The 17,793-nt window shown below is 62.7% G+C and carries 15 protein-coding genes; 3 read left to right on the top strand and 12 right to left on the bottom strand.

Annotated features, from left to right (window positions below):
- Positions 1–30: 30 nt before the first annotated feature.
- The 9 genes from ACFQ95_RS04855 to ACFQ95_RS04895 form a co-directional block, all read right to left on the bottom strand.
- Complete coding sequence (locus ACFQ95_RS04855) at positions 31–846, bottom strand: amidohydrolase family protein (protein WP_422829687.1); 816 nt, start codon at positions 844–846, stop codon at positions 31–33.
- Entirely contained in the window at positions 843–1,859 is a 1,017-nt protein-coding gene (locus tag ACFQ95_RS04860; protein ID WP_422829688.1) for an NAD(P)-dependent oxidoreductase, read from the bottom strand. Before ACFQ95_RS04860 ends, ACFQ95_RS04855 begins: the two co-directional genes overlap by 4 nt.
- A gap of 112 nt (positions 1,860–1,971) precedes the next feature.
- The gene (locus ACFQ95_RS04865; protein ID WP_422829689.1) at positions 1,972–4,929 is read right to left on the bottom strand and encodes a C1 family peptidase; all 2,958 of its coding nucleotides are present in this window, start codon (positions 4,927–4,929) and stop codon (positions 1,972–1,974) included.
- A 155-nt stretch (positions 4,930–5,084) separates the two neighbouring features.
- The gene (locus tag ACFQ95_RS04870; RefSeq protein ID WP_422829690.1) at positions 5,085–5,795 is read right to left on the bottom strand and encodes a glutathione binding-like protein; all 711 of its coding nucleotides are present in this window, start codon (positions 5,793–5,795) and stop codon (positions 5,085–5,087) included.
- Between the two features lie 79 nt (positions 5,796–5,874).
- The gene (locus ACFQ95_RS04875; RefSeq protein WP_422829691.1) at positions 5,875–7,149 is read right to left on the bottom strand and encodes an amidohydrolase family protein; all 1,275 of its coding nucleotides are present in this window, start codon (positions 7,147–7,149) and stop codon (positions 5,875–5,877) included.
- 25 nt (positions 7,150–7,174) lie between these two features.
- Positions 7,175–8,644, bottom strand: a complete 1,470-nt coding sequence (locus ACFQ95_RS04880; protein WP_422829692.1) for a GntP family permease — start codon at positions 8,642–8,644, stop codon at positions 7,175–7,177.
- Positions 8,645–9,568: an ABC transporter permease gene (locus ACFQ95_RS04885; RefSeq protein ID WP_422829693.1), complete on the bottom strand. Its 924-nt coding sequence runs from the start codon at positions 9,566–9,568 to the stop codon at positions 8,645–8,647.
- A complete protein-coding gene (locus ACFQ95_RS04890; protein ID WP_422829694.1) occupies positions 9,565–10,626 on the bottom strand; it encodes an ABC transporter permease in 1,062 nt (353 codons plus the stop codon). The genes ACFQ95_RS04885 and ACFQ95_RS04890 overlap by 4 nt, the downstream gene beginning before the upstream one ends.
- Positions 10,623–12,092 carry an ABC transporter ATP-binding protein gene (locus ACFQ95_RS04895; protein ID WP_422829842.1) on the bottom strand — a complete coding sequence of 490 codons (1,470 nt, stop codon included), beginning with the start codon at positions 12,090–12,092 and terminating at the stop codon, positions 10,623–10,625. Before ACFQ95_RS04895 ends, ACFQ95_RS04890 begins: the two co-directional genes overlap by 4 nt.
- A gap of 335 nt (positions 12,093–12,427) precedes the next feature.
- Here ACFQ95_RS04895 and ACFQ95_RS04900 point away from each other — a divergent pair, with 335 nt between their 5' ends.
- The 3 genes from ACFQ95_RS04900 to ACFQ95_RS04910 are packed head-to-tail and all read left to right on the top strand — an operon-like array spanning position 12,428 to position 14,521.
- On the top strand, positions 12,428–12,802 hold the full coding sequence (locus ACFQ95_RS04900; RefSeq protein ID WP_422829695.1) for a response regulator transcription factor: 375 nt from the start codon (positions 12,428–12,430) through the stop codon (positions 12,800–12,802).
- Complete coding sequence (locus ACFQ95_RS04905) at positions 12,799–13,407, top strand: chemotaxis protein CheC (RefSeq protein ID WP_422829696.1); 609 nt, start codon at positions 12,799–12,801, stop codon at positions 13,405–13,407. The genes ACFQ95_RS04900 and ACFQ95_RS04905 overlap by 4 nt, the downstream gene beginning before the upstream one ends.
- 10 nt (positions 13,408–13,417) lie before the next feature.
- Positions 13,418–14,521 carry a diguanylate cyclase domain-containing protein gene (locus ACFQ95_RS04910; RefSeq protein ID WP_422829697.1) on the top strand — a complete coding sequence of 368 codons (1,104 nt, stop codon included), beginning with the start codon at positions 13,418–13,420 and terminating at the stop codon, positions 14,519–14,521.
- 148 nt (positions 14,522–14,669) lie between these two features.
- On the opposite strand, the gene ACFQ95_RS04915 is transcribed toward ACFQ95_RS04910, so the two are convergent.
- The 3 genes from ACFQ95_RS04915 to ACFQ95_RS04925 form a co-directional block, all read right to left on the bottom strand.
- A complete protein-coding gene (locus ACFQ95_RS04915; RefSeq protein ID WP_422829843.1) occupies positions 14,670–15,614 on the bottom strand; it encodes a BMP family protein in 945 nt (314 codons plus the stop codon).
- A gap of 245 nt (positions 15,615–15,859) precedes the next feature.
- Positions 15,860–16,489, bottom strand: coding sequence for a uracil phosphoribosyltransferase (upp, locus tag ACFQ95_RS04920; RefSeq protein WP_422829698.1), 630 nt, complete (start codon positions 16,487–16,489; stop codon positions 15,860–15,862).
- 31 nt (positions 16,490–16,520) lie between these two features.
- The gene (locus ACFQ95_RS04925) at positions 16,521–17,741 is read right to left on the bottom strand and encodes a URC4/urg3 family protein (RefSeq protein ID WP_422829699.1); all 1,221 of its coding nucleotides are present in this window, start codon (positions 17,739–17,741) and stop codon (positions 16,521–16,523) included.
- Between the last annotated feature and the right edge of the window lie 52 nt (positions 17,742–17,793).

Genomic DNA, 17,793 nt, shown 5'->3' on the forward strand with positions numbered 1-17,793 from the left:
GATTAAAGGCGATATCGTGGCGCGCTGATCTCAGCGCGCAAACCCATAAATTTCCGCCGGATTGCTGAGCAGAATCTTCTCGCGCACCTCGGCGGATGCCGCCCAGTTTTGCAGCAAGCCCAGCAGCGCCGTATCTGATGGCAGCGGCTGGCGATTCGGGTGCGGCCAGTTGCTGGCCCAGAGGCAGCGCTCGGGGAAGCGCTGCGCCAGCGTGCGGGCGAGCAGCGAAACATCGGCGTAATCAGGGGCGCCGGTCTTGGAGGTTTCGTATGGCGCCGACAGTTTGACCCAACAGTTGCCAGCCTCCAGCAGTTGCAGCAGTGCCTGGAAGCCTGGGTGCTCCATGCCCACGGGCTCGAGGAATTTGCCTGTGTGGTCTATCACCAGACGGCACGGCAGGCGCTGCAACACGGCCAGATGTTCGGGGAGTGTGCGGCCATCGAGTTGCAGGTTGATGTGCCAGCCCAGTGGCGCGATGCGTGCGGCAGTGGCCTCCAGCGTGTCCCAGCCCAACTGGCCGGGCGCCAGCAGCATGTAGCGGATGCCGCGCACGCCGCGTTGCTGCAAGGCTTTTAATTGCTCTTCGGTTTGTTGCTCGGGCGTGAGCACCACCACGCCGCGTGCGTGTTCGCCGAATTGCTCCAAAGCCCTCAACAACACGTCGTGGTCGTTGCCGTAGCCGGTGGGCTGCACCACCACGGCGCGTTGCAGGCCCAATGCTTGTTGCACGCGCCGGTAGGCACTCACCGGGGCGTGGGGCGGTTGAAAGCTGGCGCTGGCGGCCAGCGGGTGGCCATCTTCGAAGATGTGGATATGGCAGTCGCAGGCCAGGGGCGGTGTGGTCATGATGGCAAGCCTTTGCGCCATGCGGCCAGGCGTTTGGCATCTGCGGCGTTCACGGCGCCTAAGGGCATTTCGCCGCGCAGCAGGGCTTGAACCTGGGTCGCGGTTTCTATGGCCTGGTGTTCTATGGCCGGGGGCGTGAGGCCGCCAATGTGCGGCGTGGCGACGACCAGCGGGTGGCGCGCCAGCGCGGGCGAGGGCATCTGGTCGGGGGCGCGGCCTACGTCTAGGGCGCAGCCGCTCAGTTGGCCGCTGTCGAGCGCGGCCAGCAGCGCAGTCTCATCCACCAGGTTGCCACGCGAGGCGTTGATGAAGGTGGCGCCCTGGCGCATCTGGGCGAAGGCTTGTGTATTCATCAGGTTTTCGGTGTCGCTATTGGCCGGAGCCAGGCAGACCACGTGGTCGGCCTGCTGCAGCAGTTGGGGCAAGCTGCAGGCGGTGATGCCGGGCTCGGCTGAGAGATCGGCATAGGGGTCGGTCACCAAGACCTGCATGCCAAATGCATGTGCCAGCTTGGCGCTGTAGCGGCTGATCTGGCCATAACCTATGAGCCCAAGCGTGGCGCCGCGCAGCTCGCGGCCCATGCGTGGCACGGGAGTCAGGCCCGCGTGATACTCGCCGCTGGCGCCGCCGATGTTGCGGCACAGGTCGATCAAGGCGCCAAAGATCCACTCCGACACCGACGCCATAAAACCCGCGCTGGCCTGGGTGATCAGCACACCGTGGGCGCTCGCAGCCGGCACGTTGATGGTGCGGATGTCGACCGCGCAGCGCAACATGGCCAGCAGCTTAGGCAGGGCGGCAAACAGCGCGGCATCGGCTGCGGTTTGGCGGTAGGCAATGATGAACTCGCAGTCGCACGCGAGCTGCACCAGTTCCTCGGCCGAGAGGTCGCGCTCATAAGGGTTGAAGCGCACCTCCGCCACATTGCGCAGGGCTTGGGTGGCTTTGGCGCCAAAGTATTGGTCTAGCCGGTTGGCCGGGTGGGTCACGAAAACGCTGGCAGCGGTGGTCATCGATCGTTTTACAGAATATTGAAAAAGATAGCGGCTCACGCCGATGAAAAGTGCGTGAGCCGGCTATTCTTCTTGAAAATTTAACGATACCACGGCTGGCCGCCGGCGCGGTCTAGTAGCCGCGCAAGTCGTCGATCGGCATGCTCAGCGGCCCGCCAGTGATGCGCTCCAGGGTGCGGGTCAGCACCGTGATGTCGTTGTCGAAACTGCCGTGGGCGGCGGGTTGCTGTACCGGCTTTTGGTCGGCACCGATGGCCGTGGTGATGGCGCTGCTGGTGACCTGGGTGGTGCGTTCTGCCAGTTGCACATTGGCCGCTGCGGCGCGCCAGGTGGCCAAGGTTTCGTTGGTGTCGGACGAGCCATCCCAGCCCGCATCGTTGGGCTCAAAAACGCGTGCCAGGCCGAGGATGGGGGTGTGCAGATCGGTCTCCAGAGCATTGGCCACCAGATAAAGGAGCGACTTGCGGTAGACCGAGGCCACGGTGTCGTCGCGTTCCACAGTGTCCGCCAGCACATCGAGGTGTAGACGTTTCATCACCTCTTCGTTGCTGGCGTAGTGAGTGTTGGCAAAGGCCACGCTACAGGCCGGGGCGTAGAGGTGGGTGGACACGACACGCGCGTTCAGCCCGCCGTCTTGCCCGGCCGTCGCGCGTTTCTGCAGCGCCCCGAGCAGATGGCCGAGTGCAATCGCTCCGGCCGAATGCCCGATCAAGTGCAATTCAAACTTGTTGCCCCAGGTGCCTGCCAAGGCCTGCAAGGCGTCGAGCAGCAGATCGCCGCCACGGCGCGGCGCATAGGCCAGGCAGGCGTTTTCTTTCATTTCGCTCCAGATGGGGCGCGCCAGAGGCCGGCCTATGGACTTCTCGACCAGCAGGTCGGTCTTTTCAGTGAACCATTCGCCAGCGCCTGCTGCGGCAGCGGGCTGGCGCCGGAACGCATCCGCAAGAATGCCGCCAAGAGATTCGAGCACGCCGGTTTTCCACACCAGGAACAGCGGATAACAACCGTTGCCGATAAAGAACCGCCCCATGGCGCTGACGCGTTTGATGGCCGCCTCTTCGCTGTTGAGCCCGCCGTGTACATACAGCACCAGGCGTTTGGTGGCACTTTTCTGGCTGCGGAACCAGGCATCGGGCAGGGCGTAGACCTGCTTTTGCAGCTTGCGCGGCTGCTCGTCTTCGGTGAGGTAGCGGCTCACGCGGCCATCGTTGCCCAGCACCACACTGTGCTGGTAGGCCAGGCCCTGGTCCCACCACTTGCTGCGGTCAGAGCCAATGCCCGCGGACCCGCCATCTGGCCCCTGCACCACGGCCAGCCGGCCAGCCACCACACCGGGAACCCCCATGGCGACCACCCAGGCGTCCATGCCGTTGGCCAGCCAGTCCAGGTAGCTCAAGACCGCAAAACCGCCCTGGCCCCAGTCGGGGCCCCAAGAGTTCTGCACGATGAAGCCACGCGTGTTGAAGCCGACGATGGCAAACGCGTGGCCGCCGCTTTGCGAGGGGCGGCCGTCGAAAATGATTTCAGGCAGCGTGGCGTGGCTTACCGTGGCGGTGCTGGTCTTTTTGCCCTTGGTGGTTTTGGCCGCCTTGGCCGTGATCGGCTTGCTGGCCACATTGCCCCAGCCGTCGTGTGTGAAGGCCGATACATAAATCGCCGCATGCTGGGCGATGGCGGCCTGCAGGTCGGTGATCGATTTGGTGTCTATGCGGTAATACACGCCCAGGGTGTTTTGCGCGGCACGTTCGGCAAAGCCGTATTTGGCGGCCTGTGTGTTGTCTGGGGTGTAGGGCCAGTCGGTCTCCAGGCACACGCCGTTATTGAACCAGCCCTTGATGGCGCCACGGCAACTGGACCCGTCGTAGTTTTCGCCGTCGTATTCGTCGTGGCGGCGCGCCAGGGTGTAGAGCATGCGCGGGCTGACCGATTCCATCTTCGCCGGGTTTTGTGCGCGCACCCAGCGCATGTAGTTGATCACGCAGGCCAGGCCAAAACCGGTGCAGGCGCCTTCGCTGCCCTGGTCTAGCACCAATCCTGCAGCACTGTAAGCGGGCAAAAACCTGCCGACATGGATTTGCGGCGGATGCTCTTCAGGCAGCGAAAAAGCCGCGGGTTGGAAGGCCCGGTCACGCAGGTCGGCGGCATCTTTGCGGGTGCGCATGGCGCGCACCGGGGCGGCCGTGGCCTTGGTGGCCTTGGGCGCTTTTCGGGGCTTGGCCGCACCGGCCTTGCCGGCTGCCGTGATGGTGGGGGCCACCGGGCCCCAGATGTCCTCGGCGCGCTCAAACACGTCCGAGAAACTCACCAGGCCATGCGAACCACCGTTCACTAAACGGCGTGCTGCACGCAGGTCACCTGCGGCCAGTGCGGCGCGGAACTTGGTCGCCTTGTCGGCCAGAAACTGTGCCAGCAGCACGGCTGCGACTTCTGGGGCGTTGGCGCGGTCCGGGTCGTTTTCCAGCGGGTAGTCGATGCGCTGGCCGTAGGTGCGGTAGTTGGAGCGCCCGGTCAGTTGCACAAAGCCGCGCCCGCGAAAACGCGCACCGTCACCCGCAGCCTTGTTGCCTATGTCGCCCCGGTGGTCATACAGACTGAACGCCGGGCCTTGCGGTGGTGTGTTGAAGCGCGACTGGAATTCCGAGATGGGCACAAAACCTTCTGTCTCGGCACGTATGGTGCCCAAGGCGCCCAGCACCATGGCCTGGTCGGCTATGCCTGCCGAGCCGAGGGCGGCCATCACATAGGGCAGGTAGCGCGCGATGTTGGCCGACTTGGTGGCCGGGAACAGTTGGCTTACGTTGCCCACGTTCAACGGCGGGGTGAATGCCATGGGCGCCGGCGCTGTGAGCCCCAGCAGGTTTTGCCCATAAGGTCCGACGATGCCATCGGCAATGATGCCCACGCCGCCTTGCCAGCGGCGTATGGCGGCGTCAAAGGCTTCGTCCACCGGGCCGCTGGTTTTCTTCAAGGCGGGGAACAAGGCCGCATCCGCACCTAGTGCATCGGCCAGGGCTTTGCGCAGTTTTTCGACATCGGGACCGCTGTCGCCCATGAAAATGAGATGCTTCATCTTCCCCTCCGTGAACGCTTTTGCGTCGCTGTTTCGGCGTCTGGAGAGGCGATGCGCAGGACGCCGGCTGCGCGCAGGGCAGCATAGCCCTGAAGCGCCTCACCCGCAATGCGTATTGACAGGTGAGACCGGCGACGGTGTCCCGTGTTTACGGGTCAGGCTGTGGGGGCTGGCGGAATGGTCAAGCCCTTGGCCACGGCTGGCCGCGCCACAAACGCTTCAAGCACACGCTTCACTTGGGGGAAGTTTTCAAAGCCCACCAGTTCGGCCGCGCCGTAAAAGCCCACCAGGTTGCGCACCCACGGGAAGATGGCGATGTCGGCAATGGAGTAGTCGTCGCCCAACATCCACTGGCGGCCGGTGAGGTGTTTTTCCAGCACGCCCAGCAGGCGCGTGGACTCGGCCACGTAGCGGTCGCGTGGGCGTTTGTCTTCAAAGTCCTTGCCGGCAAACTTGTGGAAGAAACCCAATTGGCCAAACATCGGGCCAATGCCACCCATCTGGAACATCACCCACTGCAGCGCCTCGTAGCGGCCTGCGGCATCGGCCGGAATGAAGCGGCCGGCCTTCTCGGCCAGGTAGACCAGGATGGCGCCCGATTCAAACAGCGGCAGCGGCTTGCCGCCCGGGCCATGGGGGTCGAGTATGGCGGGAATCTTGTTGTTCACGCTCAGCGACAGGAACTCCGGCGAGAACTGGTCTTGCGTGTCGAACGCCACGCGGTGTACCTCGTAGGGCTGGCCCAGTTCTTCCAGCAAGATGGAGACCTTCACGCCGTTGGGTGTGGGCAGTGAGTAGAGCTGCAGGATGTCAGGATTTTTGGCTGGCCATTTTTTGGTGATGGCAAAAGCGGAGAGATCGGTCATGGTGGTGTTGTTCAAAAAGTGATGACGAACCGGGACGCACCTTAACGCAGGTGCTGGGGCTGGCTCGTATCCTGCTGTATTAACCCTGCATGAAGCTGGTGCTCGTGGGCCGTCCCGGCAAATGCAGCGTGGCTGTGGCTGCGGGGCTTTGTGCCAGCAGGCGGCCGTTTTTCCAGACCATCAAGCGGTTGGCGCGCAGGCGGATCGCTTCCACCGGGTCGCGCGCCTGCAGCAACACAAAGCTGGCATCGCAGCCGGGGGCGAGGCCGTAGTTTGGCAGGTGCATCAGCTTGGCGGCGTTGGTGGTCACGGCTTCAAAACACTGGCGCATGCCGGCCTGGCTGGTCATCTGCGCCACATGCAGGCCCATGTGGGCCACTTCCAGCATGTCGCCCGAGCCCAGGCTGTACCACGGGTCCATCACGCAGTCGTGGCCGAAGGCGACATTGATGTTCTTCTCCATCAACTCGGGCACACGTGTCATGCCACGGCGCTTGGGGTAGCTGTCGTGCCGGCCCTGCAGCGTGATGTTGATCAGCGGGTTGGCAATGATGCTCACCTCGGCTTCTTTGATCAGCGCCAGCAGCTTGCTGACGTAGTAGTTGTCCATGCTGTGCATGGAGGTGCAGTGCGAGCCGGTGACGCGGCCATGCAAGCCCAGGCGCTGGGTTTCATAGGCCAGGGTTTCGATGTGGCGTGAATGTGGGTCGTCCGATTCGTCGCAATGCATGTCGACCAGCTTGCCCTGAACGGCCGCCAATTCACACAGCAGCTTGACGCTGGCCGCGCCGTCGGCCATGGTGCGTTCAAAGTGTGGAATGCCGCCAACCACATCGACGCCCATGGCCAGCGCGCGCTTGAGGTTGTCCACTGCGCCGGGGCTGCGCAGGATGCCGTCTTGTGGAAAAGCCACAAGTTGCAGGTCGAGGTAGGGGCGCACCAACTGCTTTACATGCAGCAGCGCCTCGGTGGCCAGCAGGCGCGGGTCGCAAATGTCGACATGTGAACGGATCGCCAGCAACCCTTTGGCCACGGCCCAGTCGCAATAGGCCAGCGCGCGCTGCACGATGGTGTCTTGCGTGAGTTGCGGTTTGAGTTCGCCCCATAACGCAATGCCTTCGAGCAGGGTGCCCGACTGGTTCACGCGTGGCAGGCCGTAGCTCAGTGTCGAGTCCATATGGAAATGCGGGTCGACAAACGGTGGCGAAAGCAACTGGCCTGCGGCGTCCACGGTGGCGTGCGCTGGCGCGGCAAGAGCAGCCTCGATGGTGGTGATCTTGCCGGCGCTGACGCCCACGTCCATGTGCTGGCGGCCGTCGGGCAGGGTGGCGTTGTGGATGATGAGGTCAAGCATGGTGGGGCTTTTTTTGAAGAGAAACCTAGAACGAGCCGAACAGTGTGCCCAGCAGAATCACGCCTGCGAGTGCCAGCAGTGCGCCGACGATGCCGACCATCACGATGTCGAAATAACTTTGTTTGTGGGTGCAGCCGCACACCGCCAGCAGCGTGACCACGGCACCGTTGTGCGGCAGGCTGTCGAGTGTGCCCGAGCCGATCACGGCCACGCGGTGCAGCAGCGCGGGGTTGATGCCTTGCTGCTGCGCCATCTGCAGATAAGTGCCACCCAGTGCATCGAGCGCAATCGACAAACCGCCCGAGGCCGAGCCGGTGAGCGCCGCCAGCACATTGGTGGCTGCGGCCAGCGATACCAGCGGGCCGCCACCAATGTTCAACACCACGTCGCGCACCAGTGCAAACGCGGGCAGGGCGGCCACCACGGCGCCAAAGCCTACCAGGCTGGCGACACTCAGCACCGGCAACACGGCGGCATTGGCGCCGGCGTCCATGCTTTCGCGCAGCGCCGCTAGGCGTTGGTGATTCAGCGCCAGCACACACACGATGGCGGCCAGCAGCGCCACAATCACCGCCCACACACCGCCAAGCCCGGCGAGTGAGGCGCCGCCCCATCGTGGTTCGGCCAGATAGTCCGCATCGATGTGTGGCAGCACGGCAAAACTCATCAACAGGTTAACCGCCACCACGATCAGCAGCGGCAACACCGCGACGGTGATGCTGGGTTCATCGGCACTGCGCCGGCCCTGGTGCAACTCGCTGGGGTCGAACTCGCGCGCGGTGCTCATGCGTTCGCGCAGGGCCGGGTTGTGGCTTACATCGGCGCCTACGTTGGGCGGCGATGCCTGGTTTTCAAAACCTTCACCTGTTTTGCGCGCTGCGGCTTCGCGCCGTGCGAGCCACCACAAGCCAAACCCCAGCATCACCAACGCCGCCAGGATACCCAGGCCCGGTGCGGCAAACGGTGTGGTGCCGAAGAAAGGCATGGGAATGGCGTTTTGAATCGCCGGTGTACCCGGCAGGGCCGACATGGTGAATGTGGAGGTGCCCAGCACAATCGCGGCAGGCATCAAGCGCGCCGGAATATTGGCTGCGCGAAACAGCGCTTGTGCCATGGGCGCAAGCACGAAGAAGGCCACAAACAGACTCACACCGCCATAAGTCACCAGCGCACCCGCCAACACCACCGCCAGCATGGCGCGGCGGGTGCCCAGCCGGGTGGTCATGAAGCTGGCAATCGCACGCACCGAGCCGCTGTCGTCCATCAGCTTGCCGAACACGGCACCAAGCAAAAACAGCGGGAAGAACTGCGCCAGAAAGCCCGCAGCCCCCTGCATGAAGGTCAGCGTCCAGTGGGCCAGCAGAGGCTCGCCCGCAGCGGCGGCGGCTACCGTCGCGGCCATTGGTGCGAGCAGCAACACGCTCCAGCCGCGGTAGGCCAGGCCTATGAGCAGCGCCAGGGCCGCCAGAATGCCGAGCAGCCCCAAGATCTGCATTCAGCGTTCTCCCTTGCGGTAGGGTTGCATCAAGGCCTGGGGGTAGCTGGCTTTGCGCGCCACCATGATCAAGGCCACGATGGACAACACATACGGCAGCATCAAATACACCTGGTACGGCAGCCAGGCATCACCCGACTGCTGCAGGCGCAACTGCAGCGCGTCAAAAAAGGCAAACAGCAGCGCGCCCAGCAGCGCCTTGCCGGGCCGCCATGAGGCAAACACCACCAGCGCCACGCAGATCCAGCCACGCCCGTTGACCATGTTGAAGAAAAACGCATTGAAGGCGGACAGCGTAAGGAATGCGCCCGCCACGCCCATCAACGCCGAACCGGCCACGATGGCGCTGGTACGCGTGGCCGCCACCGACACCCCTTGGCCTTCGGCGGCGCGCGGGTTCTCACCCACCATGCGAATCGCCAGGCCGGCCGGTGTGCGGTACAACACGTAGGCGATCAGCGGCACCAGCAGCAAGGCCAGCAAGGTCAGCGCAGACTGGTGTTGCAGTATGGGGATGGGCAGCCAGGCCATGTCGGCAAACGGCGTGATCGTGGGGGGCGTGTTCACCTTGGGAAAACTCACGCGATAACCAAAGTAGCTGAGTGCCGTGGCGAGCATGGTGATGCCCAGGCCCGAGACGTGTTGCGACAAGGCCATGCCGACGGTAAGCCATGCGTGCAGCAAGCCCAGCAGCGCGCCGACTGCAGCCGCCACAAACACACCGCCCCACAGTGGCGCACCCCAGTACACCGCCAGCCAGCCGGCGAATGCACCGGCCACCATGATGCCTTCTATGCCCAGGTTGAGCACGCCCGCGCGCTCACACAGCAGTACACCCAAGGTGCCGAGTAAAAGCGGCGTGGCGGTGCGCAAGGTGGCTTCCCAAAAGGCCGGGTTGGCCAGAATTTCGAGCAAGGCGTTCATTTCCAGCGCACCCGGTATTGCGTCAACATGCTGGCCACCAGCACCGACAGCAGCGAGGCGGCGACGATGACGTCGGCGATATAGGTTGGCACGTTGATGGCGCGGCTCATGCTGTCCGCCCCGACCAGCACACCCGCCACAAAAACGCTTGCGGCCAATACACCAATCGGGTGCAGCCCGGCCAGCATGGCGATGACGATGCCGGTGTAGCCATAACCCGGCGACATGTCCAGCGTGACATAGCCGGTGCGGCCCGCAACTTCTATGGCGCCCGCCAACCCGGCCAATGCACCCGACAACAAGGCCACCCACACCATGGTGCGTGTGACGCGCACACCGGCAAACGCCGCTGCGCGCGCATTGGCGCCGACGGCGCGGATGTTGAAACCCAGCACGCTGTACTTGAAGATGCACCACACCGCCAGCGCCAGGCCCATGGCGATCAGCAATCCGCTGTGCACACGGGTTTGGGCTATCAGCTTGGAAAGCTCCAGCCCCTCCTGCAGGCCCACGCTTTGGGGCCAGCCCATGGCGCCGGGGTCTTTCATGGGGCCGTCTAGCACCAGCGACACACCCAGCAGCATGATGAAGTTGAACAGCAGCGTGGTCACCACCTCATCCACACCCAGCCGGGTTTTCATCAAGGTCGGGCCTAGCAGCAACAAGGCCCCGGCCAGGGCCGCGGCCAGCAGCATCAGCGGAAACAGGACCCATGGCGACCATTCGAGGCCGGTGCCGCCGTGCAGGCCGCCGACCAGCACCGCCGCCAGCGCCCCGGCGTAGAGTTGGCCTTCGGCGCCAATGTTGAACAGCCTTGCCTTGAATGCCACGGTGGCCGACAGACCGGTGAGGATCAGCGGAATGGCGCGGGTAAGTGTTTCGCTGAGCGCGAACACCGAGCCGAAACCGCCTTTGAACAGCAGGGCATAGGTTTGCCCCACGGGTGCGCCAGCCCACAACACCAGCAGCGCACACACCAGCAAGGTGAAAACGGCGGCGCCTATCGGGGCCAGCAGCAAGGCCAGCGCGGAGCTGCTGTTGCGTTTCTCAAGCCTCATGCTGATGCCACCTCTTGTGCATCAAGCCCGGCCATCGCCAGGCCAATCTCGGCGCGACTCCATTCGGTGGCGGGGCGGGGCGTGCCGAGGTGGCCGCCGTGCATCACGGCCACGCGGTCGCCCAGCGTGAGCACTTCGTCCAGGTCGTCGGAGATCAGCAACACCGCGGCACCGGCATCGCGGGAGGCGATCAGGTGCTGCTGCACGGTGGCCACGGCGCCTATGTCCAGCCCCCAGGTGGGTTGGTGCGCGACGATCAGCCGAGGCGGCGTGCCGTCCGGCGCGAGCAGGGCGCGGCCCAGAATCAGCTTTTGCATATTGCCTCCCGACAAAGCGCGGGCCGGGGAAAACAAACCCCCGCCGCGTACATCAAAAGCCTGCACCACACGTGCTGCGTAGGCGCGCGCGGCGTTGCGCCGAATCCAGCCCCAGCGTGAAAAAATCCGGCTGTGCAGGCGCTCGGAAACAGCGTTTTCCCACAGCGGCAAATCGCCTACCACGCCCACACCGTGGCGGTCTTCGGGAATGCGCGCCAGACCCTGTGCCACCAAGATAGCCGGCTGGGCGCGTAGCGGCTGCCCCAGGAACTGCACGCTGCCGCCGCTGAGCGCGCGTGTGCCACACAACACCTCGGCCAAGGCCACTTGGCCATTGCCCGAGACACCGGCTACCGCCACGATTTCGCCGGCGTGCAGCTGCAGCGAGACATCGCGCAGCGGGTCTGCCGATACCGTGCTGGCGTGGTCCATCACACATACCGGCGCGCCCACATCTTGTGCCGGGCGGCGCACCGGCGCATCGACCGCATGGCCAACCATCCATTGGGCCAACTGGCTTTGTGTCAGCGCCTGCTCGGGGGTGTTAGGGGCTTCGGCCACGAGTTTGCCGTGGCGCAGCACAGCCACGCGGTGTGACACACGCAGCACCTCGCCGAGCTTGTGGCTGATGAAGATGATGGCCAAACCTTGCGCCACCATGTGGCTCAAGGTGTCGAACAAGGCCTCGCTTTCCTGCGGTGTGAGCACCGCGGTGGGCTCGTCCAGTATCAGGATGCGTGCGCCGCGGTAAAGCGCTTTGAGGATCTCCACCCGTTGGCGTTCACCCACCGACAAACCGGCGACACGTGCATCGACGTCGATGTGCAGCCCGAAACGTTGCGCCACCTCCTGTAGTTTGGCGCGGGCGGCCGTCGTGTCGGACACGGGGCGCCACCAAGCCTCGGTGCCGAGCATCACGTTGTCGAGCACGGAGAGGTTGTCGGCCAGCGCAAAGTGCTGGTGCACCATGCCCACGCCGGCTTGTAATGCCGCACGGGGCTGGCCCGGTGGCAGCGGTTGACCAAACACACTGATGTGGCCGCTGTCCGCCACGTAATGGCCAAACAGTATGGACATCAGTGTCGACTTGCCGGCACCGTTCTCGCCCAACAGCCCCAACACTTCGCCGGACTCCAAGGCCAACGAAATATCGCTATTGGCTTGAACGTTTCCGAAGCGTTTTGATATTTTCGTTAAACGTAACACTTTGACTCAGGTATTGGGTGGTAGATATGAACGAATGGCGGTCAATATGTGTTCTTTTGTGGCTAGTTAATAAGTTGATCCGATCTGTTATCAATCATATAGTTTGACGAGCGTGACATGGGGACGAACGCTGGTAAGCTCGTAACATAAGTGTGTGGCACTTGTGCCTTGTAGATGTCAAGGGCCGGTGCACATTTCAAAACGTTTGCAGTCAGTTGAATTACGAGAGACCTGTGCCGCCTGCAAGTTATGGCAGGCGAGTACAAACCAAGCGCATCATGGAACAAAAAAAACTATTGATCGTAGACGACAGCCGAGTGTCGCGCATGATGATTCGCAGCCTGGTGCAAGCCAAGCGGCCACATTGGACTTTGCTGGAAGCAGCCAACGGGGATGAAGCCCTGGCCAGCGTGGCGGAGGGCGGTGTTGACTACTGCACGATGGACATCAACATGCCCGGCATGGACGGCACCGAGGTGACTGAACGGCTGCTTAAAAAACACCCAACCGTACGCTTGGTCCTTTTCTCGGCGAATGTGCAGGAAAGCCAGAAGGCGCGTGCTTCGGCATTGGGCGTGTTGTTTGTGGCCAAACCCGTGACGGAACGCAGCGTGTCCGAAGCGCTGCAGTATTTCGAGTCCACCCCCTCATGAAAATCGACGGTTTGCACCTAGACGCATTGACCGAAATCTTCAATGTCGGGGCAGGGCGGGCCGCCGCGAGTTTGAGCGAAATCGTCGGCGAAGAAGTCAAGTTGTCGGTGCCCGAGGTCAAGTTCTACCATCGCAACGACATCTCTGCTGGCACGCTTTCACTGACCGGCGCGCGTGTCGGGGCCGTGCGCCAGCGCTTCAGCGGGCAGCTCAACCTTGACGCCTCGCTGATGTTTCGCGAAGAACGTGCGCTGGAAATCGTGCAAGACATGTTGCACTCGCAGATGGGCTTGGAAGATCTGGTCGAGTTTGAGCAAGAGGCCATGTGCGAGTTGGGCAACATCATCATGAATGGCTGCATGGCGGCCATCTCCGACCTGCTGGCCATTCCTTTTGCGAGCACGCTGCCAGAGTATCTGGTGGACGATGCCGGTGCGGTGCTGAAAACGTTGGCCTCGAGTTCCTCGCAGCCGGTGATTTTGGTGTTGCACATGGATTTGACGATTGAAAAACGTGCCATCCATGGCTATCTGGTTTTTTTGCTGAGTTCAGACTCCTTGAACGAGTTGCTGGACGCTCTGAACAGGTTTTTGGATCGCATCTGAGCGCGTTGTCATGAAGGCCTCTTCTGCCGCTGTTCCACTGCCTTGGGGGCAAGTGTCGGATGTGCTCGCCATGGGCGTGGTGATCTTGGATGCTGACGGTCGTGTGCAGCACTGGAACGCCTGGATGAAACGGCACAGCGGCGTGACGCCTGAGGAGGCGCATGGCCGTATGCTGCAGGACATCTGGGGTGCGGGCATGAGTGCCCCTTTTCTGCGCGCCCTGGGCAACGCTTTGCAGTACGACTTGCCCGTGGTGATGTCCAACGTGCTGCACCGCCACCCCTTGCCGCTGTTTCGTCTGCTGGCCGGCGCGCTGCCAGAGGTAGGGGTGCGCACCCGTATTCCGCAGACCATCACCTTGATCCCGCTGCAGGCCGATGCCGCGGATAGCACGGCAACACGGCATTGCGTGATCCAAATCGTTGACACCAGTTTGTTCATACACCGGGAGAAGGTGCTGCAGTCGCGCAGCGAACAACTCAGCAAAGAGGTCGTGATCGATGGCTTGACTGGCGTCTACAACCGCAAGTTTTTCAACCAGCGTCTGCCGGTGGAGTTAAGCCGGGCCCTGCGCAGCGACAGTGCCTTGTCGCTGATCATGATGGATGTGGACTGCTTCAAGAACTACAACGATAGTTATGGCCACCCGGCCGGCGACCGTGTGTTGCAAGCGCTGGCAAAAACGGTGCAGCAGCAGTTGAGCCGCCCATCGGATCTTTTGGCGCGTTACGGCGGAGAGGAATTCATCATGATTCTTTCCGGCTCCGAGCAGATCGGGGCTCAGCAACTGGCCGAGAGAATCCGTTTGGCGATTGCGGCTTTGGCGCTGCCCCACGCTTACTCGCATGTGGCGCCATACGTCACCGTCAGCCTAGGCGTGACCACTTGTGTGCCGCAAGGCGTGCACAACCCCGAAGACGCGCTGGAGTCTGTTGACCAGGCGCTGTATGCCGCCAAACGCAATGGACGCAACACCACACTGTGGTTGCCTATGCGTGATGGGGCGCTGTCAGAATCAACGGTGGTGCCAACATCCGGTTCCATGACAGCCGTTTCGGAAAAGACCTCTACGCCAGATTTCTCAGTTTCTGGCAGCGACAGCCTGGGGCTCTGAGGATCAGGGCGAGTCGCCGGGGCAGCAGAAGGTAGATAGGCCGCAACGCAAGCGCTGCGGCCCAGTGTTCGGCTTATTTTTCCCAGTAGCGGCGCGACCGGGCTGCATATCCGGCAAAAACTGTACTTGCCGGGACTTCTTTTCGCCGTTACTTGGCTGTTGACTTGGGTTGGCTGTCGTCGACTTTGATGGTGAGCTTGCCGGCCAGAATATCGGCCTCGCGTGTTTTGACCTTGGCCACAATTTCGGCCGGCACCTTTTTCTCGAACGTGCCCAATGGCGCCAGTTCGGAACCCTTGTGTTTCATCATCGAGTATGGGCCGTAGTCTTCAGCGGCAAACTTGCCTTCCTTGACCAGCTTGATCGCGCGGTCGGCTGAAGGTTCGAAGTTCCAGAGCGCCGACGAGACCACGGTTTCGGGGTATTGCGCTTGGGTGTTGATGACGTTACCGATCGCCAGCTTGCCTTTTTCCTTGGCCGCGTCGCTCACGCCAAAACGCTCGGCGTACAACACATCGGCGCCTTTGTCTATCATGGCGAACGCGGCTTCCTTGGCTTTGGGCGGATCGAACCAGCTGTTGATGAAGCTCACGCTGAACTCCACCTTGGGATTGACTTCCTTGGCACCGGCCATGAAGGCGTTCATCAGCCGGTTGACTTCAGGAATGGGAAAACCACCAACCAAGCCGATCTTATTGGTTTTGGTCATGCCGCCCGCGACCAGGCCGCTGAGGTAGGCCGGCTCCTGGATGTAGTTGTCAAACACCGAGAAGTTGGGTGCCTGTGGTTTGCCGGACGAGCCCAGCAAGAAGGCCACCTTGGGAAAGTCTTTGGCCACCTTGCGCGCAGCGGCCTCGACGGCGAAGGCTTCGCCCACGATGAGTTGGTTGCCACCGGTGGCATATTCGCGCATCACACGCTCGTAGTCGGCGTTGGCGACGTTTTCACTGGCCTTGTACTCGATTTCGCCACGCGCCTCGGCCGCCTTCAGCGCCTTGTGCAAGCGGCTCACCCACTGCTGCTCAAACGGCACGGTATAGACCGCCGCCACCTTCAACTTGGCCTGCGCCATGGCGGGCAGCGGCAAGGACATTGCAATCGCCAGACTGCTCAGGCTCAACGCACCAAGCAGATAACGCCGAGACGGATCAGAAGCAAAGCCGGTCATAAAACCTCCATTTATTTTGAAGAAACCAACGAGCAAAAAACGAGCCACGGAACTAAGCACACTCCCAGGTTGCGCACTTTGTGTCGCGCCCACCCCACCCCCTTGCAGGGGGCAACATTTGCAGCCTGGCAAAGCCAGTTCCGCGATGTTCCCCTATCGGGCCACTCTTGTCATTGAGTTCCGAAGATGCGGTCACCGGCGTCACCTAAGCCGGGGAGGATATAGCCGTGGTCGTTGAGTTGGCGGTCGATGGCAGCGGTGTAGATTGGCACGTCCGGGTGGGCTTTGTGCAATGCCGCAATGCCCTCGGGGCAGGTCAGCAGGCAGACGAACTTGATCGACTTGGGGTTCAGTTCTTTCAGGCGGTCCACCGCAGCGATGGCCGAGTTGCCGGTGGCCAGCATGGGGTCGACGATGACGATGTCGCGCTCCTGCATGTCCTTGGGCATCTTGAAGTAGTACTCCACGGCGACCAGGGTTTTCGGGTCGCGGTACAGACCGACGTGGCCGACGCGCGCGCCGGGCACAACGCTGAGCATGCCTTCCAGAATGCCGTTGCCGGCACGCAGTATGGACACGAAGACCAGCTTCTTGCCGTCGATGATGTTGGACTTCATGTGCTCCAACGGCGTTTCCACATCCACTTCCTGCATGGGCATGTCGCGCGTGACCTCGTAGGCCATGAGGGAACTCAGCTCGTTGAGCAGACGGCGGAAGGTGTTGGTGCTGGCGTCTTTGCGGCGCATCAGCGTGAGCTTGTGTTGGACCAGCGGGTGGTCGACCAGGTGTACGTTATTCATATTTAATATTGTGTCTCTGTTTTAGCCGTCTTTAGAAAACAGTGCCATCACTCACGATGTTCAGCGGCGGTGTGCCACCTCGCAAGCGTTGTGCCAAGACCCGGCCGGTGGCCCAGGTGCCGCCCTCCAGCACACAGGCCAGGGGCATGGTGTCGGCCGACAGTTCCAGCTCCTTGCGTACCAGCGGTGCGAGTTCGTCGAGCAGCGCCACCGTCAGAGCGCGCCATTCCACGATCAATTCGTCGTGTGCCTGCCAGGCTTGTTGCGCCAGTCTCGGGTCTTTGAGTTGCAGCACACCGGCATCCAGGAAAAGCCCGCCATTGCGGTATTCGGGCAGACCGGTCAGGTCGTCAAGGCCACGCACGGTCACGCCCGCCCAACTAAAGGGTTCGAGCAACGAGTAGCTCAGCCACTGCGAGAGTTTGTGGAAGGGCATCCAGCCGTTGCTGAGGCCGGGGCCGGATACGGCAGCGTGGCGCCAGCAGTCGCCTAGGGCGATGCCGCCGAGCTGGTTGGCAGACGGCCAGATAGGCGACAGGGTCGCCAGAAGTTCGGCCAGGATGTCGTGCGCCGAGACCTCGGCCGTGGCGGGCACCGCCACACCATTGGCGCCAGCCAATACATCGAACAAACCGCCGGGACGGCCTTTGGGGCCAAAGCTTGCGGGCTGCTCGGCCAGGGTTTCGCCCAGGCGGCGCAACAACACCACGCGGCCCTCCAGGCCAACCAAGGGGTTGTCTGCCGTGACCTGAAAAGCTTCGGCCAACTGCGCGCTGGTGATGCGCCGCAAACCTTGGGCATCGACCTGCAGCGGATGTTCGGCCTCGCTGGAGAAAAGCCCCGCCATGAAGGCGTGTAAGCTGGCAACGCCAAGTCCCTCGGAACGGCTAAAGCTTTTGCCGCTGCCGGCCTCCAGGTATTTCCAGTCGGCGCCTGCGCCCGCGTCCAGCAAAACACTGACCACGGCCAGGTCTATCCAGGTGCGCGCGCGGTCTGCGGCGTGTAGGTGGCCCTTGGCGCCCATGGCGGAATCGAGCACGGCCTTGCGGTCCACTTGGCCGGCCTCGAAATGGCGCCAACGGCTATGGAACGGGATGTTGAGAGCGGGGTAGTTGTAGCGCGTGACGGCAGCCACTTCCTGCGCCGCAGTCGCCATGGCACTGTTGTCGACGCTGAACCAGCGCGACTCGCCAGCGCGCGCGCGCGCAAGCAGCGCCTGCGCCCTTGCACGGACTGCCTTTGTGGTGCGCAAAAGGGCTACAGCGCTCTCCGGGTCTGCGTAAGATGCTTCTGAATTCATAGTG

The organism is Variovorax sp. HJSM1_2, from assembly GCF_049316285.1.
In the GTDB taxonomy this organism is placed as follows: Bacteria; Pseudomonadota; Gammaproteobacteria; order Burkholderiales; family Burkholderiaceae_C; genus Rhodoferax_B.